Source organism: Mesorhizobium sp. P2_E6 (assembly GCF_056403835.1).
Genome location: NZ_JBFUEQ010000004.1, coordinates 387,017 through 411,244 on the forward strand (window position 1 = coordinate 387,017; position 24,228 = coordinate 411,244).

The 24,228-nt window shown below is 63.8% G+C and carries 21 protein-coding genes; 9 read left to right on the forward strand and 12 right to left on the reverse strand.

The window, feature by feature from the left end:
* Nucleotides 1–3: 3 nt before the first annotated feature.
* From AC1D08_RS12660 to AC1D08_RS12715, 12 genes are all read right to left on the reverse strand, one after another.
* The gene (locus tag AC1D08_RS12660; protein WP_457152017.1) at nt 4–2,019 is read right to left on the reverse strand and encodes a beta-N-acetylhexosaminidase; all 2,016 of its coding nucleotides are present in this window, start codon (nt 2,017–2,019) and stop codon (nt 4–6) included.
* A 21-nt stretch (nt 2,020–2,040) separates the two neighbouring features.
* Nucleotides 2,041–2,517: a GNAT family N-acetyltransferase gene (locus tag AC1D08_RS12665; RefSeq protein ID WP_457152018.1), complete on the reverse strand. Its 477-nt coding sequence runs from the start codon at nt 2,515–2,517 to the stop codon at nt 2,041–2,043.
* A gap of 22 nt (nt 2,518–2,539) precedes the next feature.
* A complete protein-coding gene (locus AC1D08_RS12670) occupies nt 2,540–3,466 on the reverse strand; it encodes an ABC transporter ATP-binding protein (protein WP_457152019.1) in 927 nt (308 codons plus the stop codon).
* An 8-nt stretch (nt 3,467–3,474) separates the two neighbouring features.
* Nucleotides 3,475–4,290 (reverse strand): ABC transporter ATP-binding protein, encoded by an 816-nt coding sequence (locus tag AC1D08_RS12675; RefSeq protein WP_457152020.1) that lies wholly within the window; start codon nt 4,288–4,290, stop codon nt 3,475–3,477.
* Nucleotides 4,287–5,189 (reverse strand): ABC transporter permease, encoded by a 903-nt coding sequence (locus AC1D08_RS12680; RefSeq protein WP_457152021.1) that lies wholly within the window; start codon nt 5,187–5,189, stop codon nt 4,287–4,289. The genes AC1D08_RS12675 and AC1D08_RS12680 overlap by 4 nt, the downstream gene beginning before the upstream one ends.
* Nucleotides 5,186–6,169, reverse strand: coding sequence for an ABC transporter permease (locus tag AC1D08_RS12685; RefSeq protein ID WP_111543179.1), 984 nt, complete (start codon nt 6,167–6,169; stop codon nt 5,186–5,188). Before AC1D08_RS12685 ends, AC1D08_RS12680 begins: the two co-directional genes overlap by 4 nt.
* Before the next feature lie 192 nt (nt 6,170–6,361).
* Nucleotides 6,362–8,092 carry an ABC transporter substrate-binding protein gene (locus AC1D08_RS12690; RefSeq protein WP_457152022.1) on the reverse strand — a complete coding sequence of 577 codons (1,731 nt, stop codon included), beginning with the start codon at nt 8,090–8,092 and terminating at the stop codon, nt 6,362–6,364.
* A 307-nt stretch (nt 8,093–8,399) separates the two neighbouring features.
* The gene (locus AC1D08_RS12695; protein WP_457152023.1) at nt 8,400–9,287 is read right to left on the reverse strand and encodes an ABC transporter permease; all 888 of its coding nucleotides are present in this window, start codon (nt 9,285–9,287) and stop codon (nt 8,400–8,402) included.
* Complete coding sequence (locus AC1D08_RS12700; RefSeq protein WP_457152024.1) at nt 9,284–10,243, reverse strand: ABC transporter permease; 960 nt, start codon at nt 10,241–10,243, stop codon at nt 9,284–9,286. The genes AC1D08_RS12695 and AC1D08_RS12700 overlap by 4 nt, the downstream gene beginning before the upstream one ends.
* Nucleotides 10,244–10,316: 73 nt before the next feature.
* A complete protein-coding gene (locus AC1D08_RS12705; protein WP_457152025.1) occupies nt 10,317–11,954 on the reverse strand; it encodes an ABC transporter substrate-binding protein in 1,638 nt (545 codons plus the stop codon).
* Between the two features lie 40 nt (nt 11,955–11,994).
* Nucleotides 11,995–12,771: a DUF427 domain-containing protein gene (locus tag AC1D08_RS12710; protein WP_457152026.1), complete on the reverse strand. Its 777-nt coding sequence runs from the start codon at nt 12,769–12,771 to the stop codon at nt 11,995–11,997.
* 15 nt (nt 12,772–12,786) lie between these two features.
* Complete coding sequence (locus AC1D08_RS12715) at nt 12,787–14,145, reverse strand: LLM class flavin-dependent oxidoreductase (RefSeq protein ID WP_477423221.1); 1,359 nt, start codon at nt 14,143–14,145, stop codon at nt 12,787–12,789.
* Nucleotides 14,146–14,338: 193 nt separating this feature from the next.
* Between AC1D08_RS12715 and AC1D08_RS12720 the strand changes: the two genes are divergently transcribed.
* The 9 genes from AC1D08_RS12720 to AC1D08_RS12760 all read left to right on the forward strand — a co-directional run bounded on the left by AC1D08_RS12720 (nt 14,339) and on the right by AC1D08_RS12760 (nt 24,205).
* Nucleotides 14,339–16,147 (forward strand): dipeptide ABC transporter ATP-binding protein, encoded by a 1,809-nt coding sequence (locus tag AC1D08_RS12720; RefSeq protein ID WP_457153850.1) that lies wholly within the window; start codon nt 14,339–14,341, stop codon nt 16,145–16,147.
* Nucleotides 16,148–16,272: 125 nt separating this feature from the next.
* Nucleotides 16,273–16,674, forward strand: a complete 402-nt coding sequence (locus AC1D08_RS12725; protein WP_457153851.1) for a hypothetical protein — start codon at nt 16,273–16,275, stop codon at nt 16,672–16,674.
* Between the two features lie 211 nt (nt 16,675–16,885).
* A complete protein-coding gene (locus AC1D08_RS12730) occupies nt 16,886–18,232 on the forward strand; it encodes a multicopper oxidase family protein (protein WP_457153852.1) in 1,347 nt (448 codons plus the stop codon).
* Nucleotides 18,233–18,260: 28 nt separating this feature from the next.
* Nucleotides 18,261–18,701 (forward strand): DUF411 domain-containing protein, encoded by a 441-nt coding sequence (locus AC1D08_RS12735; protein ID WP_457153853.1) that lies wholly within the window; start codon nt 18,261–18,263, stop codon nt 18,699–18,701.
* A 32-nt stretch (nt 18,702–18,733) separates the two neighbouring features.
* Nucleotides 18,734–19,174, forward strand: a complete 441-nt coding sequence (locus tag AC1D08_RS12740) for a DUF411 domain-containing protein (RefSeq protein WP_457153854.1) — start codon at nt 18,734–18,736, stop codon at nt 19,172–19,174.
* 171 nt (nt 19,175–19,345) lie between these two features.
* Nucleotides 19,346–19,768 (forward strand): hypothetical protein, encoded by a 423-nt coding sequence (locus tag AC1D08_RS12745; protein ID WP_457153855.1) that lies wholly within the window; start codon nt 19,346–19,348, stop codon nt 19,766–19,768.
* Between the two features lie 296 nt (nt 19,769–20,064).
* Nucleotides 20,065–21,927 (forward strand): ABC transporter ATP-binding protein, encoded by a 1,863-nt coding sequence (locus AC1D08_RS12750; RefSeq protein ID WP_457150703.1) that lies wholly within the window; start codon nt 20,065–20,067, stop codon nt 21,925–21,927.
* Nucleotides 21,927–23,819, forward strand: a complete 1,893-nt coding sequence (locus AC1D08_RS12755; RefSeq protein WP_477423224.1) for an ABC transporter ATP-binding protein — start codon at nt 21,927–21,929, stop codon at nt 23,817–23,819. The genes AC1D08_RS12750 and AC1D08_RS12755 overlap by 1 nt, the downstream gene beginning before the upstream one ends.
* Nucleotides 23,816–24,205 (forward strand): hypothetical protein, encoded by a 390-nt coding sequence (locus AC1D08_RS12760; protein WP_457150705.1) that lies wholly within the window; start codon nt 23,816–23,818, stop codon nt 24,203–24,205. Before AC1D08_RS12755 ends, AC1D08_RS12760 begins: the two co-directional genes overlap by 4 nt.
* Nucleotides 24,206–24,228 lie beyond the last annotated feature (23 nt).

A 24,228-nucleotide genomic window follows, 5' to 3' on the forward strand; every position in this document is an offset into this window, starting at 1 on the left:
TTGCTAGGTCGCCCCGTAGAGCACCGGCATCAGCCCGGCGAGCGCCTTGAACCGTTCCCAGGACTTTCTCTCCGGCTGCGTCCAGCCTGTTTCCGCCAGCGCCGAGATGCGGGGAAACACCAGCCGGTCGAAGACGGCGCGGTCGGTCATCGGCTCCGACCAGATGCAGGCCTGCACGCCGAGCAGTTTCGTCTTCTGCGCGTCCGTCCAGCCCTCGACAGGATCGAAGCCATACAGCTTTTCCGGATCGGACCAGCCGGCCCAGGCCGCACCCGGTTCCGACCAGGCCGGACTGTTGGCCATGTCGAGGTAATAGACCTGGCCGGGGCACACCACCATCGCATAGCCCTCGCCCGCAAGTGCGGACGACGCTTCGACCGTTCGCCAGCCGCAGAGGTAGCTTTTCTGCTTGTCGATGACATTGCCGTGCGCCGCCTCTTGCCAGCCGCCGGTGACGCAGCCGCGAGACGCAAGGAACGATTGTATGCGCTTGAGAAACTCGGCCTGCAGCACCGCCGCGCCCGAGCCGTCGATCTCATCGGCGCCGTGCGTGTTGGTGACCACGTTGAGACGCTTGGCATGAGCGACCGCCAGCCCCTCGCCGCCAACCTCGGTGAGCCGCGCCAGCGCTTGCGGCGAACCGGACCAGGCGCCCAGCGGCACCTCGTCGGCGCCGACATGGATGGTCTTGAACGGAAACAGCTCGATCAAATCGTCGAGGATTTTCTCCAGCACAATGTAGGTCTCCGGCCGTGCCGGATTGATGCAATTGTTGGGAAACCCCTGCACCGAGAAATACTCGCCGCTCTCGCCGGGATCGCGCAGCTCCGGTATCGCCTGCAGCATCGCATAGCAATGCCCCGGTACGTCGATCTCCGGCACGACCGCGATGCCGAGTTGGCCGGCAAGGTCGACGACCTCGCGCACGGCAGCCTTGGTGTAGTAGCCCCCGCTCGGCTCGGAGCCCGAGCCCAGCAAGGGTGGCACCGGCAACCCATGGCCGCGCCACGCGCCGACTTTCGTCAGCTCGGGATAGGCCGATATTTCGACCCGCCACGCCTCGTCGTCGGACAGATGCCAGTGGAACCGGTTGAGCTTGTTCCAGGCAAGGATGCGCAGGAAGGTCTTGATCTCGGCCGTTGCGTAGAACTGCCGGGCGACGTCGAGATGCGTGCCGCGCCAGCCCAGCGCCGGCTCATCGCGGATTTCGCCTTCGGCCGGGAAGAGAAACGTCTCGGGGTGCGATCGCGCCCCGCGCAGGATCTGGCCGAGCGTGACCAGCCCGTAGAACAATCCGGTTCTCGTTCCCGCCGAAACCGCGACCCCATCAGCTGAAAAGCGGATCGCATAGGCTTCCGGGCCAAATCCGTCCGTGATGCCGAGATCGACCGGCAAGCCGCCTTCGGCCTCGTTGCGCACAATGCCTTCGACGGCAAACAGGCTGTCGACAAGGTCACCGAACGCGCCGGCGGCATCGGCGGCTGCCGTTCCCTTCGGCCGAAGTGCCAGACCTTGCGGAACAGCGCGTCGGCCGGAGACGGAAACGGTGCGCGGCCACGGTATGATCGAAACCGGCACAGGCGCCTGCGCGGGCACCGGATAGATTTCGGCGCCGCGCTTCAACACCGCATTGTCGCCGATCGCCTTGGTCGGACCTAACGCAACTGGGGCAACGGTGCCATCGGCAAGCACGAGGTAGGCAGCGGTGGCGCCGTCGGTCCAGTGCCGCAGCGGATAGCTCAGCCCGTGCGCGGTGACGGTCCATGTCTCACGCGGCTGCAGCACGAAACCGTCTGGCGGCGCGAATTCGGAATGGTTGGACAGCCGTTCCGAAAGCCTGCCGCCTTCAACGGTGACGGCCGGATCGATGCGGGCCGGGCCGCTGACGCACAGCCGAAAACCTTCGATGGCCTTCGACGACAAATTGGTGAGCGTCAGCGAATAGGCGAGCTTGTCGGTGGCGGTGGCCGGTGCCCAGGTCGTTTCCAGACGGAATGCGGATTTGGATTGAAGCGTCATGACAAGCTTTCGAACAAGAGATCAGGGATGGGTGTTGAGCAAGCCGGCATAGACCCCGGGTTCGGAGTCCGGGATCTGCGTCGCGCCGACGGTGCGCTCGTAGAATTCGGACGGACCGACATCGCCGATGATGGCGTAGCCATAGCCCATGACCCGCATGTCGAGCAGCGTTGCCAGCAGCAGCGCGTGGCCGATGCCGGCGCCGCGCGCGGCCTCGCCGACGCCGGTCGGGCCGAAGAAGCCACGCGCGATCGAATCATAGACGGCAAAGCCGACCAGCTCGCCGTCGCGTGTCGCCAGGAAGCACGAGGCCGGCTGGCGCGAAAATGCCACCGTCGTCTCGCTCGACCAGCCGGCGTTGAAGGTTTGCCGCACCCAGCCAGTCACCAGTTCGAGTTCCGGCGCCAACGCCCGGCGAATGGTGACGGCGACACGGCGGACACGCGCATCAAGTTCGGGATCGGGCGAAAGCAGCGAAAGATTGACCAGATAATCCATGGAGACCCTATGGCGTTGATTTTCAGGACACCGCGCCCAGCGCGCGCACGAAATGGTTGGGACCGACCTTGTTGACCACAGTCGAGGATGGCCGGCTCAGGCGTCGCACCTCCTCGGCGTGACCGAGAAAGCGGGCGCTGTCACCAGCCACGAACGGCCGATCGGGGTCCGGCACCGCCGAAAGCAGCAATTGCGTGTAGGGATGGCGGGCATCACCGATCACCGAGAGTGTATCACCCCACTCGACCATCTGGCCGGCGAACATCACGATCACCTCTTCGGCGACATGGGCGGCGGTGGCGATGTCATGCGTGATGTAGAGTAGCGCCAGTTGCCGCTCCTGCTTTATGCGCGCCAGGAGTTCGAGGATGCCGAGGCGGATCGAGACATCGAGCATCGAGGTCGGCTCGTCGGCGACCAGCACGTCGGGCTGCACGGCGAGCGCTCGCGCGATGTTGACGCGCTGGCGCTGGCCTCCCGACAGTTCATGCGGAAACTTGTGCGCGGTCAGCGCCGGCTCGAGGCCGACCCAGTTGAGGAGATCGGCGACACCCTTCACCTGCTCCGCCTTGCTCCTGGCATGGCCATGCAGCGCCAGCGGTCGCGCCAGATGATGCTGTACCGAAAACACCGGGTTGAGCGAGGCGAACGGATCCTGGAACACCATCTGCACGGCGCGGCGGTAGGCCTTTTCCTCGGCGGCCGTGCCGGTCCGCGTGATGTTGCGGCCGCGATAGAGCATCTCGCCGCCGGTCGGCTTATCCATGCGTGCGATGATGCGGGCGCAGGTGGTCTTGCCGCAGCCGGATTCTCCAACCAGCGCCAGCGCATGGCCGCCCTTCAGCGACAGCGAGACACCGCGCAACGCCTGCACCAGGCCGAAGCTGCGCTCGATGCCGTCCAGCCTGACGATCGGCTCGGCCGCGATGGCTGCTGGGGGAACAGTCATCACGGCATTCATGTGATCGCGTCCTTCACCGAGGGATGGCCGGGCAGTTGCGGGATCGCGCCCCAAAGCTTTCGCGTGTAGTCGTGCGCCGGCGCGCGGCTGACCTGCCTGACATCGCCGACCTCGACCAGTTCGCCCTTCAGCATCACTCCGATGCGGTGACAGAGCTGCGCCATCAAATGCAGGTCATGGGTGATGAACAGCACCGAGAAACCATAGCCGCGCTGCAGGTCGATGACCTGTTCGAGGATTTCGCGCTGCACGACCACGTCGAGCGCGGTCGTCGGCTCGTCCATGATGATCAGCTCCGGCTTGAGCGCCAGACAGATGGCGATGACGATGCGCTGGCGCATGCCGCCTGAGAACTGGTGCGGATAGTCGGTCAGCCGGCTGACCGGAATGCCCACCAGCTTGAACATCTCTTCGGCGCGCGCCCGCGATTTTTCGCGCGACGAGCCGGTATGCCGGCGCAGCACGTCGTGGAACTGCGCCTCGACCCGCATCAGTGGATTGAGCGAATTCATCGCGCTCTGGAACACCATGCCGATCCGTCGCCAGCGCACCTCCTGCAGGCGGCTTTCCGGCAGTTTCAAAAGATCCTGGCCGTCGAGCAGGATCTCGCCGCCCGCCACCCAGGCCGGCGCCTTGGCCAGCCGTGTGATGGCGTAGGCGATCGTGCTCTTGCCGCAGCCGGATTCGCCGGCGAGCCCGAACAATTCGCCGCGGCCAATGTCGAAGGACACGTTCTTGACGGCGCGGAAGGCGCCCTTATCCAAAAGATAGTCGACGCTGAGGTCGCGGATTTGCAGCAGCGCCTCGTTCACCGTGCCGCCCCCAGTTCGCGCTTGCGCAGACGGCTGAGGCGCAGCCAGCGGCTGAGCGCCGGACCGGAGCGCAGCTGTGGATTGGCAATCTCGTCGAAGGTGAAGTTCAACAGCGCGAGGCCGAGGCCGACGAGCGCGATGCCGGCGGCCGGCGCGCTGATGTCCCACCAGGCACCGACGATGATGGCGGAGGAATTCTGCGCATTGTAGAGCATCGTGCCCCAGGTGACGTTGAGCGGATCGCCGAAGCCGAGATATTCGAGCGTCGTCTGCGCGACGATGGCATAGATGATCGAGCCAACGATGTTGATGCCGATCAGCGGCACCAGATTGGGCAGGATCTCGACGAAGATGATGCGCCAGGACGGCTCGCCGACCATGCGCGCCGCGGTGACGAACTCGCGGTTGCGAAGCGCCATCGTCTGCGACCGCGTCATGCGCGCGCCCCACGGCCACGAGGTCAGAGCGATGATCATCATGATGGCGACCGGACCGACCGTGCCGGCGAAGGAAGCAAGCAGGATCAAGAGCGGGATATTGGGGATGACCAGCACCGCATTGGTGATCAGGTCCAGCGTCGCATCGGTGCGGCCGCCGAAATAACCGGCGACCAGCCCGATGATGGTGCCAAGTGCGGTGATGAACAGCCCGGTGGCAAAACCGACCGCCAGCGACGGGCGCGCGCCCCAGACGAATTGCGCATAGACGTCGCGGCCCATCTTGGTGGTGCCGAAATAATGCTCGACGGTCGGCGGCTGGTGCGAGCGGCCGACACGCTCGCCCGGATCGGTCGGCGCCAGGATGGGTGCGAAGAGCGCCATCAGGCAGAGCGCGGCGACGATGATCAGGCCGGCGACGGCCTTCTTCTGCCGCCACAGAAGTTGCCAACCGAAATTCATGCCCGTTCCTCCCGGATGCGCGGATCGACGACACCGTAGAGGATGTCGACCAGCAGATTGGCGCCGAGTGTCGCCATCGTCATCAGCAGCAGCTGGCCCTGGATGACCGGATAGTCGCGCGCCACGCTTGCAGTGAACAGCGTCAGCCCCAGGCCAGGATAGTTGAAGACGATCTCGGTGACGATCGAGCCGCCGAACACCGCGCCCAGCATCAGCGCCAGATTGGTCAGCACCGGCAGCATGGCGTTTCGCGCCGCATAGGAGAACATCACCGCGGTCTCGCCGAGCCCCTTGGCGCGGCCCATGGTGACATAGTCCTCGCCGAGCACCGATATCATCGAGGAGCGCATCGTCGTCTGGAATTCACCGATCAGATAGGGCGACAGCGTCAGCACCGGCATCACCGCGTGCCAGAAGACGCTGCCGAAAAAAGTGAAGTTCAGGCCCGGATCGAGGTCGGGATTGTAGGCATAGCCGACCGGGAACCAGCGCAGCGTCACGCCAAAGGTGAACAGGGTCGCCAGTCCGATGATGACCGGCGGGATTGCGATCAGCACGACAGAAAACGGCGAGACGAACGCATCGAAGCGTCCGCCTCGCCGCCAGGCTGCCACTGCGCCGAGGGAGACTCCGACGCAGAGGGAAAAGATGATCGCCGTGGTGACCAGGAACGCGGTCCAGCCGGCCGAACGGGCGAGGACCTGGGTGACGGTCTGCGGGTAGTATTTGACCGACACGCCGAGATCGAGCCGGGCGAGGCCGGTGATGTAGTCGACGAATTGTCCCAGGATCGGCTGTTCGACGGCACCGAAGCGGGCCTTGATCGCCTCGATCGCCGCCGGTGTCGCGCGCGGCCCAAGCTGTGCGATCATGCCGTCGACCGGGCTTCCCGGCATCAGCCGGGGAACGGTGAAATTCATCACGATGGCAAACAGGAAGGCGACGAAATAGACCCCAAGCCGTCGAAGAGGAATCCGCATCGGCTGTTCCTTGTGCTCGATTGCCTTCTCCGTTTGGCGGAGAAGCTGTCGCTGGAAGCGACGGACGAAGAAGCGGCTGCAGGCATCTTACCATGTCCGGCATCCGGCCTCGCGTCGACCGCCGCCGAAGCCAGGATTTTGCGACACGGACCCCCTCTCCCCTCATGAGGGGAGAAGGGCATTACTTCAGACTTATTGTACCGGCTTCAGGCGCAGCAGATGCATCAACCGCATGCGGTTGTTGTCGTGGTTCTCCGGGTTCATCACCGGTTCGTCCTTGGTCACCCAGCCGGTGAAGCGCTTGGTCGAATACTGATACCAGGTCGGTCCGTTGAACACCGGCACCACCGGGAAATTGTCGGCGATGATCACCTGCACCTGGTCGAACAGCTTCTTGCGGTCTTCGTCGGTGGTCGCTTTGCGGTAGGCGTCGAATACCTTGTCCAGTTCCGGATCGGAGTAGCGCGACGGCGCACTGGTGATGCGCCCGGCAAAGGCCGTCGACAGCGACTGGTAGTAGCCGCGGAACGGCGTCGGTCCGTCGGCGCGGGAGTTCATGACCGCATCGAACGAGCCGTCGAGAATCTGCTTTTGCCACTGTTCGTATTCCGGTGTCGCCACCGAGGCGTTGATGCCCGCCTTGCGCAGGCCTTCTGTGGCGATCTGCACAGCGTCGATCCAGTCGGTCCAGCCATTGGGAACGATGATCGCGAAGGCGATCGGCTGGCCCTTCGGCGTGGTGCGCATGCCGTCGGCGCCCTTCTTGTAGCCGGCGTCGTCAAGCACTTTGTTGGCCTTGTCGACGTCGTAGGTCATCCACACATCCTTGTCGCCTTCGGCCGCCTTGTTGCGCCAGGCGTCGAAGCGCGGCGGCAGGCCGCTGGCGTGCAGGTTGACCACCGGATAGCCAAAGCCGGCAATGTCCACCATCGCCGTGCGGTCCATGACCAGGCTGAAAGCGTGACGGAAATTGATGTCGTTGAAGGCCTCGGCCAGCGCCGGATTGGCGGTCTTGAAGTTCACCTGGAAGGCGATGGTTTCCGCCGGCGGCTGCCAGTAGCCATTGTGGTCCTTGTCGAGCGCGACATAGGTCTTGTCGATCTCGGGCAGGAACGAGCCGATCCAGTCCATCGAGCCTTCCGGCAGCAGTGCCAGCATCTGGTCGTTGCCGGAGATCTGCGGCAGCTTCAGGCAGTCGACATGCAGCGAGGCGGCGTCCCAGTAATTCGGGTTGCGGCATTGCTCATAGACCTGCGGCGTGAAACGGCGGATCTCGGTCATCGGGCCGGAGCCGATCGGCTTCTCGTTCTTGAAGGCAAGCGGATCGGCGACATCCTTCCAGATGTGTTCGGGCACGACAGGGAAATCGGCCATCGATTCCGGGAAATGCGTGTCGACGTCCTTCAGAGTGATCTTCACTTCGGTCGGCGAAGGCGCTTCGACCGAGGCAACGCTGCCGCCGACGCCGACAATGTCGACCGCCGGGTTCTTCAGCATGAGTTCGAGCGTGAATTTCATGTCGGCCGAGGTCAGCGGTTGACCGTCGGACCATTTGACGCCGTCGCGCAGCGTGTAGGTGATCGATTTCAGATCGTCGGAGAATTTGTAGCCCGTCGCCAGCCGGAAGATCGGCTTGCCGCTGTCATAGTCGTTGTAGATGACGAGCGGCTCGTAGACGAAATCCATCGTGCTCTGGCGGCGCCCGCCAAGGTCGAAGGGGTTGAAGTTCTGCACCCAGCTCGTCTGTTCCTCGATGTGCATGGCGAGCACCGATTCGGCGGACGCCGGTCGCGCGCCGAAGGAGAAAGTCGTGGCGATGGTCGCGGCGACGAAAGCCGTGCCGATCAACAGCCGCCGGCGGGAAACAGCCGTCGACGGGTCTTGCAGGGAACGCATATGCGGGTCTGGCAGCCTGGCAGTCATACTTCATCTCCCATTGTTGATCGGCATTTCCGCCTCTTCGGGCGAGTAACGTAAATCAATTTGATTTAATCCTAGGAGGTAAAGGGGGCCAGCGTCAACGGCTCTGTTCGACCGTCCCCATGAAGCACGCTCCCGCCCTATCGAAACGTGCGCAACGATGGAAGGTTTTGTCGGCGGAAAGACCGGGATCGCGATGCGGAGGGATCGCGTCGCGCCCGATCCCAGGTGCTCAACGCACCGGTGTCACAGGGCGATCATTGTGACGGGATGGCTTCCCTCTCCGCCGCCGGCGGAGAAGCATCAAAGCTCAGACATCGCTATTTTCGAAGGCGCCTATGCCTTGTGCGATGAGGTTGGTCGCCATCACCAGCGAGACGATTGCCGAGGAATTGAAGACGACGACCCACCATTTGCCGCCGGTCAGGAAGCCGTAGCCGTCCGCGACGGCCAGTCCCCAGTCGGCGGAAGGCGGCTGGATGCCGAGGCCGAGAAAGCTCAGCGTGGCGATCGAGAAGAACGCGTACCCGAGCCGGGTGACGAGCTCGATGAGGATCGTTTCCCGAATATTGGGCAGTATCTCCAGGAACATGATGGCGAGAGCACCCTCCCCGCCAAGCCGGGCGGCGCTGACATAATCGCGCTGCTTCTGCTCGCGCACGGCGGCGCGAACGGTCCGCGCCACCAGCGGCGCGTAGGCAATGGCGATCACCAGAACAACGGTCAGGTTCGATGGGCCGATCGCGACAAGCGTCATGGTCACGAGAACGATGAACGGAAACGCCATCAGCGTGTCGAGCAGCCGCGCCCCGATGGCATCGACCAAGCCATCGAAATAGCCGAGCACCAGCCCGATGATGCTGCCGGCGGTGACACCGGCAAGCGTGGCGAGCGGCGCAACCAGCAGGATATCGCGCGATCCGACGACGATGCGGGACAGCACGTCGCGGCCGAGTTGGTCGGTGCCGAACCAATGCACGGCATCGGGCGGCGTCAGCATCGCCAGAAAATCCTCGGCATAGGGATCGTAGGGAACGAAGAGATTGCCGAACAGCGCGCACGCGATCCAGAACAGCAGCACCAGCGAACCGGCCACGACCGACGGAGGCAGTCCGGCAAAAGCGCTGCCGATCCTGCGCGTCGCCGCCAAGCCGACCGCCGCGCGCCGCGGCGCGGGAAACTCCGCCAGGTCCGTCATGACAAAGCCCTTCGGCGTTGTCGCGGATCGAGCAAGGCCAGCACGAGGTCGCCTGCCGCCGCCGACAGCACGAATATTGCCGCCATCACCAGCACGCCGGCTTCAAGCATCGGGAAATCGCGTGCCTTGGCCGCGTTCAGAACCAGATTGCCAAGGCCCTGGATACCGAACAGCGCTTCGATCACCACCAGCCCGCCAAGCATGTAGCCGGTCTGGGTCGCAAGCACCGCGATGGTCGGCGTCAGCGCATTGCGCAGCACATGTCGAAAAATGATCTCGCGCCGCTCGAGCCCCTTTAGCACGGCGGTGCGTGTATAGTCGGCGGCCATCGCCTCGATCACGCCGGCCCGCGTCATGCGGGCGATATAGCCGGCAAGGTTCAGCACCAGCGGCAGCGCCGGCAGGATCAAATAGTAGCCATTCGTCCAGAAGCCCGCGCCATCGGGCGCGACGCCCGAGATCGGGAACCAGTTCAGCCACAGGCCGAAAACGATAAGCAGCATCAGACCGGACACAAAGTCCGGGACAATGCCGAAGGAAACGCCCGCCATCACGATCAGCCGGTCGATGAAGCGGCCCGCATTGAGACCGGCGATGACGCCGGCGCCGACCCCTAGCGGAACAAGCAAAACCAGGATGATGCCGGCAAGCGCCGCGGAGCGCTTGAGGCTTTCCAGCACGAACGGCGCCACCGGTCCGCCCATCGACAGGGAGGTGCCGAAATCGCCGGTGAGTGCGTTGCCGAACCAGCGCCAGTACTGGACGAGAACCGGCTGGTCGACGCCGAGCCGCTTGTTCAGTTCCGCCACCGCTTGCGCATCGGCAAACGGCCCGAGCATGACGCGGCCGACATCGCCGGGCAGAACCTGCCCGGCAAAGAAGACCAGTATGCTGACGAGCCACAGCGTGAGCAGAAGTGTGCCCGCGCGCGCCGATACGGTGCGGCCACTCAGCATCGCGTCTTGCCGCCTTGCCTTGAACCAGTCCCATCCCGATGGAATCGGAATGGGACGTCTCCTCGCTTGAGCATCATGCCTGGACGAAGGTAACGCGGTCGAGCAACAGGTGCGAAATCGCCGTGAAGCGCACGCCCTCGACCTTGGTGCTGGTGATCCGGCTGTACTGCGAGAAGTAGCTGATGATCGCCGGCGTTTCGTCAAGCAGGAGGGTCTGGATCTTGCCGGCGGCAAGGCGCTGGGCGTTGAGGTCGCGTGCCTTGGAGTAGTCGAGCAGCAGAGCATCGTAGGCCGGATTTTTGAAATGCGCCGCGTTCCAGGCCCCCGAACTCTTCAGGGTCGCGTTGAGGAAGATGTCGGGCGTGCCGCGATGGCCGTAGTCGGTGATGCCGAGAACCGAATCCAGCCAGGGCGAACTGCCGAAGGTCGCCGAGCCGTAATAGGCGTCCTGTGGCAGGACATTGAGCTTGACGTCGATGCCGGCCTTCTTGGCGAAGTTCTGGATGATCACCGCATAGTCGGGAATGTCATAGGCGCGCTCGGTGGTCAGCGTCACTTCGAAGCCATTCGGCACGCCCGCCTCGCCCAGCAACCGCTTGGCCTCGGCGATATCCTGCTTGCGCTGCGGCACCGACGGGTCGGCGGAGGGGAAGACCGGCGCGAACGGGGTGTCGTTGCCGACGATGGCGCGGCCTTTCAGCAGCCTCTTTACGATCGCCTCGCGGTCGAGCGTAAGCGCCAGCGCGCGACGGATGCGCTTGTCGGTGAACGGCGCCTGGTCGGTCCGCAGGTGCACCTGGTCATGCGAGCTTGCCTGCACGCTCAGCAGCTTGAAGTTGGGATTGCCCTCGATCGCCAGTTCCAGCCGCGTCGTGCTCGGGATGACGTCGAGCTGGCCGGCCTGCAGCGCCAGCACCTGGGCCTGCTCGTCGTCGAAGAACTTGATCTCGACACGGTCAGGCAGCGCCTTGTCGCCCCAGTAGTCTGGATTGCGCACGAAGCTCGCGCCCTGCTTAGGACGGAAGGATTCGAGCTTGAACGGGCCGGTGCCGTTGAAGGTCTTCTCGAAATCGCCGGCGTAGTCGGCCGGCAGGATGACGGCATTGTAGACGTCGGAGGAGACATAGAAGGGGAAGTTGCTGTTGGGACCGTCGAGGTCGAATGCGACGGTTTCGTCGTCCACCAGCTTGGCGCCGCCCTTGGACAGGATGCCCTTGTAGGCCGACAGCGCCGACGAGCCGCTGGCCGGATCGACAAGCCGCTCGAAGCTAGCCACCACGTCCTTGGCGGTGACCGTGCGGCCGTCGTGGAATTTCACCCCCGGACGCAGTTTGAAGGTCCAGCGGCTGGCGGTCTCGTCGGCCTCCCAGGACAAAGCGAGCTTCGGCTGCAGCCCGTCCTTGGGATCGTCGAGGATCAAATATTCACCGACCTGGCTGATCACTCCGATGCTGGCCGGATCGGTGACCGACACGGGATCGATCGCCTTGGTCGGCTGGCCGAGCCCGACGCGGACAATGCCGCCGGCAGCGGCTGATGCGCGCGCGCCTCCAAGTCCCTGCGACGCGGCAAAGCCTGTGAGGCCGAGCAGCGCTGCGTATTTCAGCAGATCGCGGCGCTTGAGGAAGCCGCCCTGATATTCGTCGACGGCGACATTCCAGATGTCCCCCGACAGATTGCGAAGTGCGTCGATATCTCTGTGTTTGGTCATGTTCTAAACCCCTGTCTGAAATGAAGATTGAAAAGCTGCTCTATGCGACGGGTTCGCCGTCGAGATGGATGCGATCCACGGCCTGCGGGTAGAAGGCGACGAGGCCCTTGATCTTGGGCATCTCGGCGATCGGGTCGCGGTAGCTCCAGGCGATGTCCGGGCGCACCGAACCGTCGCTGACGAGCCCGGACCAATAGGAAGCGATGCCCTTGTAAGGACATCGCGTCGTTGTGGCGGACGCCGTCAGCCGCTCCAGATTGATGTCATCCGGATGCAGGTAGAAGCGCGTCGGCAGATGCGTCTCGAACAGCAGCACCGGGCGGTGGCTGTCGGCGATCGGAGCGCCGTCGAACCAGACCTGCACATGGCTCGCGCTTTGCAAAACATCGATGCGGGCATAGGGATCGCGGGCATGGACGAAGACCTCTTCGTCCTCCTCGAACCACTGGTCGACGAGCTTCCAGCTGAAGGCGATGCGACCGGCGAGCGGCGACAGGTTTTCACCCGGCGGCGACACGAACGACCAGGCCGCGTTGGCGCTGCGCCTGTCGCCGGTGTCGATATCCCAGTAGGCCGTCTCGCCACCGACCGCGTGCGGCTCGCGATGCAGTGAGGGCTTCAGCACCGACGCATCGACCGACGCCACCGGGAAGAAATAGATCGGCAGGAAGTGGTTGGAGCGCAGCACCAGCACGTTGCGGCTGTCGGCGATGGTGCGGCCGCCGAATTTGACGCGCACGCGCTTGGGGCTGTGCAGGACATTGACGAGATGCGGCGCGGTCGCTTCGCGCGGCTGCAGTCTGGGTGCGGCGGTCATCTGCGGTCTCCGGGGTCAGGACACGGCGCGCGCATTATCGCGCTGCTCGGCGAAGCGGTTGGCGGGCCGCGCCAGGCCGAAACGGTCGCGCAGCGTTCCCGGCGCGTACTCGGTCGGGAACACGCCGCGGCGCTGCAGCTCCGGCACCACCTGCTCGGCGAAATTCACCCAGTCCTCGGGCAGCAGCGGGAACATCAGGTTGAAGCCGTCGGCGGCACCCGAGACGTACCAATCCTGCAGCTGGTCGGCGATCTGCGCCGGCGTGCCGGCTACGGTCGGCACCGAGCCGCTGTTGGCAAGCTTGCGGGCAATCTCGCGCAGGCTGAGATTCTGCTTCGACCACTGCCGGACCCGGTAGAGCGACGTGCGTCCGCCATTGAAGGTGCTCTCGTCCGGCAGCGGCGGCAGCGGCCCGTCCGGCGGATAGACGGAGAGATCGATGCCGCTCCAGCTCGACAGAAGGTCAATGCCGACCTGGTCGGGAAGCAAGGTCTGCAGATACTCCTGCTTTTCCCGGCCTTCCGCCTCGGAGGCGGCAACGATCGGCAGGATGCCCGGCAGGATCTTGAAGCTCTCCGGCCGCCTGCCGTGACGGGCAAGACGCTCGTTGATGTCCTGGCGATACTTGATGCCGTCTTCCCTGGTGCTGAAGATGGCAAAATGCACATCGGCCTGGGCGGTGGCAAAGTTCTTGCCGTCCTCGGACGAGCCGGCCTGGACGATCAGCGGATGGCCCTGCGGCGGCCGCGAGACGTTGAGCGGTCCGCGCACCTTGAAGTGCTTTCCCTTGTGGTCGATCGGGTGGACCTTGTCGGGATCGGCGAAATAGCCCGACGCCTTGTCGATCAGTAATGCTTCGTCTTCCCAGCTGTCCCACAGCGCCTTGACGATATCGAGGAATTCGGCTGCGCGCTCATAGCGGAATGCATGTTCGATATTGCCGTCGCGGCCGAAATTGCGCGCCTCCTCGTCCATGGCCGAGGTGACCACATTCCACGACGCCCTGCCCTTGCTGATATGGTCGAGCGAGGCGAACATGCGCGCCACATTGTAGGGCTCGCTGTAGGAACTCGACGCCGTGGTGATCAGGCCGATATGCCTGGTCACACCGGCCAGCGCCGACAGCAGCGTCAAAGGCTCGAGTCGGGCATTGGCGTAGTGGGCGATGCCGCTCTTGACCGAATCCCAGATCGACACGTGGTCGGCGACGAAGATGGTGTCGATCTTTGCCCGCTCGGCTGCCTGTACGAGATCGCGGTAGAAGTCGAAGTCCAGCACCTCCCGGCCCGGCGCCCTCGGATGACGCCACGACATCCGGTGATCGCCCTGCGGGTTGAAGAAAAATGCGCTGAGGATCATGTGATCTCGAGCCATGCCGGCCTCCTTCCAAATCTGCTCTCCGGAGACCGTCGCGCTGCTTTGGCAGACGGCAACAATCTCTCGTGAGCGATGAAAGGTAGATTGCGCTCCGGCTTTATTCGAGTAATTTTATAGAGATTATGTATTGCCAAAGCGGAAGCGATTGCCCTCGATCGCCGCGCTGGAAGAAAGTGGTTTCAAGCTCCCAATGTCCTCCTCGGTTCTCAACGTCGACCAGCTTTCCATCGCCTATTACGGGCGCAATGGATCGCATCCCGCCGTCAGCGGCGTGTCGCTGCACATAGACCAAGGCGAAGCGCTTGGCCTGGTCGGCGAGTCGGGATCGGGCAAAAGCTCGGTGGCGCTCGCCATCCTGCGCTATCTGCCGAAAAATGCCCGCATCGCGGCATCGGCGCTTGAATTCCAGGGCCGAGAAATCCGCGACCTCTCCGCCGAGCAGCTTCGCCAGCTGCGGGGCAACCACATCGCCGCCGTCTACCAGCACCCGGGCGCAGCCCTCAACCCAAGCATGACGATCGGCCGCCAGATCACCGAGACGATCATGCGGCATCGCCCGGTTCGCCACGACGAGGCCCGCGCGCGCGCCGCCGAACTATTAGAGCGCGTCAGGGTGAGCCGTCCGAACCGGGTGCTGGATCTCTATCCGCACGAATTGTCCGGCGGCATGCAGCAGCGCGCCAACATCGCCATCGCGATCGCGCTCGACCCGTCGCTGCTGGTGCTGGACGAGCCGACGACGGCGCTCGACGCCAGCGTGCAGTCGGAGATCATCGCCATCCTGCACGACCTGCGCAAGGATCACAAAACCAGCGTGCTTCTGATCAGCCACGACATAAACATGATCCGCCGTTCCTGTGATCGCGTGGCGGTGATGCAGTCGGGAACGGTGGTCGAAAGCGGCGTCGCCACTGATGTCTTCGACAACCCTCGCCACGCCTACACAAAGGCGCTCATCGCCTCGATCCCGGCCCTCAACTACACCAAGCGGGACGGCAGACTTGCGGAGACGGACGGACCCGGTCTGGCAGTGCACCCGACGCCCAACGATGAAGACGCCGGCACCCGGACAGAGCGCCAGATCGCGATCACCTGCAAAGGCATCAGCCATGCCTTTGGCAGCCAGCCTGTGCTCAGCGATATCGACCTCGACATAGGCCGGGGCGAAACGTTCGGGCTGATCGGCGAATCAGGCTCCGGCAAGTCGACCTTGGCAAGGATCGTCACCGGCCTGCAGACGCCTGACGCCGGATCGGTCGAGCTGTTCGGCAAGACGGTCGCGCCGCGCGTCGAGAAGAGAAACCTTGCCGAACGGCGCGACGTGCAGATGGTCTTCCAGTCGCCCGATCGCACGCTCAACCCACGCCAGCGGATCGGCAGGATCCTCGGCCGTCCGCTGCGCCGGCTCGCCGGGCTGCGCCATGGCGAGGTGAGAGCACGCGTCAGCGATCTCTTGCAGTCGGTCCGCCTGGCCGCCACCACGGCCGAGCAGAAATCGCGATCGCTGTCGGGTGGCCAGCGGCAACGGGCCGCGATCGCGCGGGCCTTCGCCGGCGTGCCGAAGGTCGTGGTGCTCGACGAACCCACCTCGGCGCTCGACGTTTCCGTTCAGGCGACCGTTCTCAACCTGCTCAACGACCTGCAGCGCGACAAGGACACGACCTATCTGTTCATCAGCCACGACCTCAGGGTCGTACGCTACATGGCCGACAGGATCGGCGTGCTCTATCGCGGCCGCCTGGTCGAAACCGGTTCATCCGACCAGATCTTCCAGGGCCCCAATCACCCCTACACGCAACTGCTCCTGGTCGCGTCCTCCGATGAGGCCGCGCCGAAACTGTCCGCTCCGGTGGAGATCGAGGCAGCCGGCACGCAGACCAAGGGATGTTCCTTCGCCGACCGCTGCCCCCTGGTCGTGCCCGACTGCAGAAAGGCCGAACCGCCCGCCAGGCAGGTCGCACCCGGCCATCTGATCGCCTGCTGGCGGCAGGGTTCGTGAATGGATCCCCTGCAGCCCAACGGCTCGCAACGGCATCTTTCCGTTCAGGCTCAGTGCGCTGCCATCATTGTCGCAGGATTGGAATCCCGCTTGCAAATGCAGTCTGTTGAGGCCAGCCTAAAGGGATGATGGCACGCAGGTCGCCAAAACATGTCCTTGTCATGCTGCTCGCGGTGTTCTTGACCGCCGGGTTCAGCCTGTCTGCCGTCCAGGCGAGCGCCATGTCGGCGAAGATGATGACGACTGGCAGCGGCATGACCATGCCTGCCGATACCGGCATGGCCAAGATGGCCGACACCGCCATGAATGGCGACTGCAACGCGTGCATCAAAAGCGCCGGCGACACCGGCAAACCGATGCATTGTCCGCCGACCTGCATCGCACCGGTGCTTGCGGTGTTGCCTCCCGAGTTCGCGGCGATGACCCTGATCAGGGTACGGTTGCCGTCGGCGCTGCCGACACCGTTCCTTCATGGGCGAAGTTCCCTGCCTGACCCATTCCCTCCCAAATCCACCGATCTCGTCTGACGCCGTTTCAGCCATCTCGCGGCTGATTTCTGGCGTTTGATTGCCGCTGGCGCTTTGCGCCGGCGAGCACACTGCAATTCGACGTCGAGACTCGGCGTCGATCGAGATCACAAAGGGCTTGAGAGTGAGCATCCATTTCAATCATTCCATTTCACGCCGCAGGTTTGTCCTTGCAGCGGCTGCGGCCACCCTGGTGCGACCCGCATCGTCAATGGCATCCGCCGTCGATGAGCGCCGCATCAGGGTCTCGCCGGGCCAGGCCAGGTTCACCGGCTCCAGGGGCCCGCTTACGCCTGTCTGGGCCTATGACGGGATGGTCCCCGGCCCGATGCTGCGCTTACGCCAGGGCCAGCCCGCCCGCATCATCGTCGAGAACGGGCTGAGCGAGGACACCACGGTGCACTGGCATGGCATCCGCCTGCAAAACGCCATGGACGGCGTGCCCGGGCTGACACAGCCACCGATCAAGCCGGGGACAAGCTTCGTCTATGAATTCACGCCGCCGGACGCCGGAACCTTCTGGTATCACCCGCATGCCAACAGTCTCGTGCAGCTCGGCCGTGGCCTTGCCGGCGCCATCATCGTCGAGGAGGCCGAGCCCGTCGCCGTCGACCGCGACCTCATGTGGCTGCTTCAGGACTGGCGGCTTACAGCGGATGGGCAGATGGCGCCCGGCTTCGGCAGCGCGATGGATGCGGCGATGTCCGGCCGTGTCGGCAACGTCATCACCGTCAACGGCACGGTGCCGGCCGACCAGAGCGTAACGGCGGGCGAACGCGTCAGGCTACGGCTCGCCAATGCCTCGCTTGCCCGCATCATGGCGCTGCGCTTCGAGGGTCACCGCCCGGTCATCGTCGCAATAGACGGCCAACCCTGCGATCCGCATGAACCGGAAGATGGCCGTCTTGTGCTTGCCCCGGCCATGCGCATCGACGTCGTGGTCGACATGCAGGGCGACCCGGGCAAGCGCTACGCGGTGGTCGACGAGTTCTATGACGGTCTCGCCTACACGCTGACCACTCTAGCCTATGACACTGCAACACCGCTGCGTGCCCATCCGCTCGATGCGCTTGTCGGCCTGCCCCGCAATCCTTTGCCCGAACCCGATCTCGCGAGAGCCGAGCGCCAGGAGATCGTCCTGCAAGGCGGCATGATGGGTGGCGGCAAGCTCGCCGGCGTCGGCGGCATGATGGGCATGGCGACACCCGGCATGAACGGTGGCGCTGCCTGGGCGATCAACGGCATGTCGATGACCGGCGATGGCCATGCCGGCATGGCGCCACAATTCACCTTGCCGCGCGGCGCAACCTGTCATCTCACCATGCGCAATGAAACCGCCTGGCGGCATCCCATGCATATCCATGGCTTCAGCATGCTGGTGCTCGCGCGCAACGGTTCGCCGGTGCCGCACCGACAGTGGCAGGACACGGTGCTGCTCGCCCCCAAAGACACGATCGAATGCGCCTTCGTCGCCGACAATCCCGGCGACTGGATGCTGCACTGCCATGTCGCCGACCATCAGATGGCCGGCCTCATGACGGTGTTTCGAGTTGGCTGAAATTGAACGCTACCAAAAGGAGACTGCAATGAAACTGACCTACCGCCTCGCCGCCCTTGCCGTCCTGACCGCAACGCCGCTGCCCGCATTCGCGGCGACAATCAATGCTGTGATGTACAAGAACCCAAGCTGCAGCTGCTGCGAGACCTATGCCGCCTATCTCGAAAAGAACGGCTTCAAGGTCGAGCTCAAGCCGTCCAACGACCCGGACCAGATAAGCGCCGGCCTTGGCGTTCCCGAGAAATTGCAGGGCTGCCATTCCGTGGTGATCGGCGATTACGTGGTCGATGGCTTCGTGCCGGTCGACCTTATCAAGAAGATGCTGGCGGAACGTCCTGAAATCACAGGCATCGCTATGCCGGGCATGCCGATGGGTTCGCCGGGAATGGGCGGCGAGAAGACCGAGACCTGGACGATTTACGCCTTCACCAAGGATGGTAAGGCGCCAACCGTCTACGCGACCGAGTGACAGCGACGATTTTTCACTCAAGGAGAACTCAAATGAAACGGACTTATTCCCTCGCCGCCTTCGCAGTCGCGATCGCTATGCCGCTACCTGCCGTCGCAGCGACCATCACCGCTGTGATGTACAAGAACCCGCAATGCAGCTGCTGTGAATCCTACGCCAGGTATCTGGAGCACAACGGCTTCAAGGTCGACATCAAGCCGGTCAACAACCTGTCCCAGATCAGCAGCGATGCGGGTGTGCCGGCCGACCTCGAAGGCTGCCACACGCTGATGGTCGACGGCTATGTCGTCGACGGGCTGGTGCCGGTCGATATCGTCAAGAAACTGTTGACCGAACGGCCTGCCATCACCGGCATCACCTTGGCCGGCATGCCAACCGGCGCTCCCGGCATGGGTGGCGAGAAGGCTGGCCCTTTCATCGTCTACGCCTTCACCAAGGACGGCAAGGCGCCCACCGTCTACGCGACCGACTGAAGGGCAACCGCGATGCCTGCCGATATGTCGGATTGCCCTGCCAGAACCGGAAGCCCGGAGTTCCTGCCACCGTGCTGGGCTTGGGAGCTTCCTCGCATACACGTACATTCGTTTGTGCTAATACATTGTGGTCACGCACATTCGTTCGTGACCAATATGTGGGAGGACGCGATGAAAACCCTGAATCGCAGGTCTGCAATTGCTCTCGGTGTGACGGCTGCCGCGATAACGCCTCTGTTCACCCTGGTGGCGTCCGCGAAGACCAAGAAATACGGCCCGAAGGATGGCAAGGAGATTGCGCCCGGTGTCAGGGTGGTTGAGGTCGGCACCGGCAACTCCGACATTCCCGCCTACAAGAGCATTTCAATCGTCGACGTCGTGTTTCAGCCTGGAGCACACGCTCCCGCGATGATGATGGACAATGACATGGTCTGCACGATTACCGCTGGTGCATTCACGATCAAGAAACAGGACAAGGAATTCAAGCTCGAGGAAGGCGGCATATACACATGCACTAAGGGCAAGACCGACGAGGCCACGAATACAAGCAAAGTGGTCGGCATACATCGTATCGCCGTTTTGATACCTGCCTAGGAGACCACATACGGCCGGACGGAAGGTTGCATGCTGTCCGGCCGGCGCTTGCGCATCGCCGGCTGTTGGCCTCGGCTAACGCCTTCGGCAAGGTGGGCAGACCTCCACGACTTGCCAGGCGTCTGCTGGTGCTGCCCGACCATGCATCGCGCCGTCTGCTTGCTTTCGTTCAGGCACAGCGTGATGCCGGCATTGGCTCTTGAACGGCCAAGCCGGACCCGCGTAACATCACGCCATCTGAACTGAGTCTGCTCTATTCGTCCGGGCTAATGCCCGGATTGGTCTGGATATTTCCCTTGCATACGCAAGCAACCAGCGGCGCGGAAAAGCGCGGCAAATCGTTTGCCCATGTGGCCGAAGCCTCGTGGGGCAAGGGCCTCAGCACCTTGCTCCGGATCCTGCGCATGACGCTGCGCCATCCCTGGCAAGTCGCGATCACCCTCGTCTCGACCTTCATCGCCGCGACGCTGCAGCTCTTCATTCCACGCTTGCTGGGACGCGCCATCGACCAGGCGCAGGGCGTCATGACAGCCGGGGCCGGCACCGCCGCCGAGCACGCGCTGTGGAACACCGCTGTGACGCTGCTCGTCGTCAGCATCCTGCGCGGTCTCTTCACCATGGCGCAGAACTATTACGGCGAGGCCGTCGGCCATCGAACCGGCTATGAGCTGCGCCTGGCTTTCTACGAGAAGATCCAGCGCCTGAGCTTCTCCTACCACGACCGGGTCCACACCGGCGATCTGATCACGCTCGGCCTGCTCGATCTCGACGGCGTGCGCATGTTCTTTTCGACCGGCATCCTGCGGGTCGTCCTGCTCGGCGTGTTGATCGGCGTCGGCGCCTACCTCTTGATCAGCACCGATCTGGTGCTCGGGCTGTTGAGCCTGAGCTTCGTGCCGTTCGTTGCCTGGCGCTCCTCGGTCACCCAGTTGGCGTTGCGCAGCACCTGGCTGACCTTACAGCAGCGCCTGTCGGTGCTGAGCCGGGTGATGGATGAGAATCTCGGCGGCATCCGCGTCGTGCGAGCCTTCGCTGCACAACGGCATGAGCTGGAGAAATTCGACCGCGCCAAGCAGGATGCGCTCGACCTTGCCAACAAGCGCGTCGACATTCGCGTCGGTAACACCGGCGCCATGAACTTCTCGTTCCTCGCCGCCATGGGCCTGGTGCTGTGGTTCGGCGGCCAGAAGGTCATTGCGGGTCAAATCAGCGTCGGCACGCTGGCCCAGTTCCTCACTTTCATGACCATCCTGCAGATGCCGGTGCGCCAGCTCGGCCTGATGGTCAACTCCTTCGCGCGCGCCTCGACCTGCGGCACCCGGCTGTTCGAACTGCTCGACGCCGAACTGGACATCAAGGACGCGCCGGGCGCCAGGGACCTCGTCGTCACCGAGGGCGTGCTGCGCTTTGACAATGTCAGCTTCCGCTATGCGGGCGCGGGCGACCGGCCGACGTTGTCCGGCATTTCCTTCGAGGCGAGGTCCGGCGAGACCATCGGCATCGTCGGCCCGCCAGGCAGCGGCAAGTCGACCATCGCGCACCTGATCCCGCGCTTCTACGACGTCACCTCGGGCAGCATTACCATCGATGGCCAGGACATCAGCAAGGTCACGCTGCAATCACTGCGCAAGGCCGTCGGCGTCGTGCAGCAGGACGCGTTTCTGTTCACCACCTCGATCGAGAACAACATCGCCTATGGCAATCCCTGGGCACGCGAGACCCGCATCGGGCAGGCAGCCGAATTCGCTCAGTTGCACAACTACATCATCGGACTTCCCGCCGGCTACACCACGGTCGTCGGCGAACGCGGCGCCTCGTTGTCCGGCGGCCAGCGGCAGCGCCTGACCATCGCGCGCAGCCTGATGCTGCGGCCATCGGTGCTGGTCTTCGACGATTCCACCGCAGCCATCGACGCCGGCACCGAGCAGCGCATCCGGGCGGCGATGAAGCGCTTCGCGAAGGATCGCGTGACGCTGATCATTTCGCATCGGCTGAGCTCGCTGATGCATGCCGACCAGATCCTGTTCGTCGAGAACGGCCGGATCGTCGAGCGCGGCACGCATGAGGAGCTGCTGGCGCTCGGCGGGCGCTATCGTGCGCTCTACGACCTGCAGCTGCGGCCGGACGACGATCGGCCTACGGCTCTGGGAGCCGCTTGATGTCGGCACAGAGCGACGACGAGAAGGAAGACACCAGCGGACGGCCGACAAAGGCTGTCGTCGGCTCGCACCGCGACGAGGAAGAGGTTTTCGGCAAGGCCTATGATCCGCGCATCGTGCGGCGTATCTGGAGCTTCGTGAAGCCGTATCAGAGCCGGATTTTCATCTCGGTCGCCGCGGTGCTGGTGTTCACGCTGACGCAACTGGCGATCCCGCTGGTCATCCGCTACGCCATCGACCACGGCATGGCGACAGGCAGGCTCGACCAGTCGGTGATGATCTCTGCTATCGGCGCCTTCACGCTGATCATCCTCATCAACTATGCCGCCAGCCACGTACAGGAAAGCGTCGTCGGCAAGGTCGCCGAGAATGTGCTGTCGGACCTGCGCCGCGCCATGTTCAGCCACCTGCAGCGGGTCTCTCTGAGCTTCATGGACAAGACCGAGGTCGGCCGGCTGATGTCGCGCCTGCAGGGCGACGTCAATTCGATGCAGGAATTCCTCGAAACGTCGGTGATGTCGGTGGGCGACATCGTACTCTTGTTCGGCATCGTCAGCGTCCTTTTGTGGCTGGATTTCCGGCTCGGCCTGCTGACGCTGTCGACCATGCCGGTGCTGTTCGTCGTGCGCCTGTTCTGGCTGCCGCGCGCCAAGGTCGCCTTCATGGCCGCGCACGAGACCAACTCGATCGCCAACGGCGCGCTGGCCGAAGGCATCCATGGCGTGCGCACGGTGCAGAGCCTCGAACGCCAGCACGTCAATTTCGACCTCTACGACGAGAAGGTGCTGGCCAATCTCAATGCCCACCTGACGTCGGCGAAATATGCGCAGGTGATGGTGCCGATCGTCGACACGCTGACCGGCATCGCCATGGCGACCGTCATCGTCGTCGGCGGTTCGATGGTGCTCTCGCACAGCCTCGACGTCGGCGTCATGGTGGCGTTCCTGTTCTACATCCAGCGCTTCTTCGACCCGATCCGCTCGCTCACCATGCAGTACAGCGTCATGCAGCGCGCCATGGCTTCGGGCCAGCGTATCTCCGAAGTGCTCGACGTGCCGGTGGACGTCAGCGACAAGGACGGCGCCGTGGCGCTGTCGCGCGACATGGATGGCTCAGTCGAGTTCAGGAACGTCACCTTCGGCTACCGGCAGAACCTGCCGGTGCTGAAGAACATCTCCTTCCGCGTCAATCCGGGCGAGACCATCGCGCTGGTCGGCCCGACCGGGTCGGGCAAGTCGAGCTCGATGGCGCTGGTGCACCGCTTCTACGATGTCTGGTCCGGCCAGGTCCTGGTCGGCGGCCACGACGTGCGCGACTTGACCCAGGATTCGCTCGGCGATCAGGTGGCCATGGTGTTGCAGGAGCCGTTCCTGTTCTCCGGATCGGTGCTGGAGAACATCCGCTATCACAAGACCGGCGCCAGCCGCGAAGAGGTGGTCCGCGCCGCGCAGGCCGTCGGCGCGCACGACTTCATCGAGAACTTGCCCGATGGCTACGACACCGAGCTCGAGCAGCGCGGCGGCAATCTCTCGCTCGGCCAGCGTCAGTTGATCAGCTTCGCGCGGGCGCTCGTCGCCGACGCCAAGATCCTCGTCCTCGACGAGGCCACGGCCAGCATCGATTCCTACACCGAGATGCTGATCCAGAAGGCGCTGATAAAACTCCTGGAAGGCCGCACCGGGCTGGTCATTGCCCACCGGCTGGCCACCATTCGCGGCGCCGACCGCATCATCGTCCTGCAGAACGGCGAGATCGTCGAAAGCGGCAACCACGAACAGTTGATGGCACGAAAAGGGCTCTACGCCCGCCTCTACAACATGAACTACGCGTCCTTCGACGACATTTCGGAAGGCGAGCTGGAACTGGACGCGGCGGTCGGCAAGGCGACGTGACTGGGTTTGTCGACGATGACAGCCGATTTTTTCGGCTTCGGGCCTTAACTTTCGCGGCGTGGATTTTACATCTTAGGGGGCTGGAGACGATCGAGCTTGAGGAGGCTCCCGTGCAGCAACCAGAAGACATCGCCGCCCGCCGATTGGGCATTCTCATCGAGCAATATGTGGAAGTGCGCAAAAAGCGCTACGACTATGTGTCGACCGAGCAGGCCTATCTGGCCATCCGGCAGATCCTCAAACTCGCCATTTCCGATCACGAACTGGACGACATGGTCGCCTCGCTTGCCGTCAAGAACGGGCTGGCCGTCGTTTTCGATCGCCAAACCAAAGCGCCTTTCGATACCTTCCTCCACCGGCAAGCAGATAGGCTGGCCCATCGGTGATTTTCAGGTGGCCAAGCGAATCC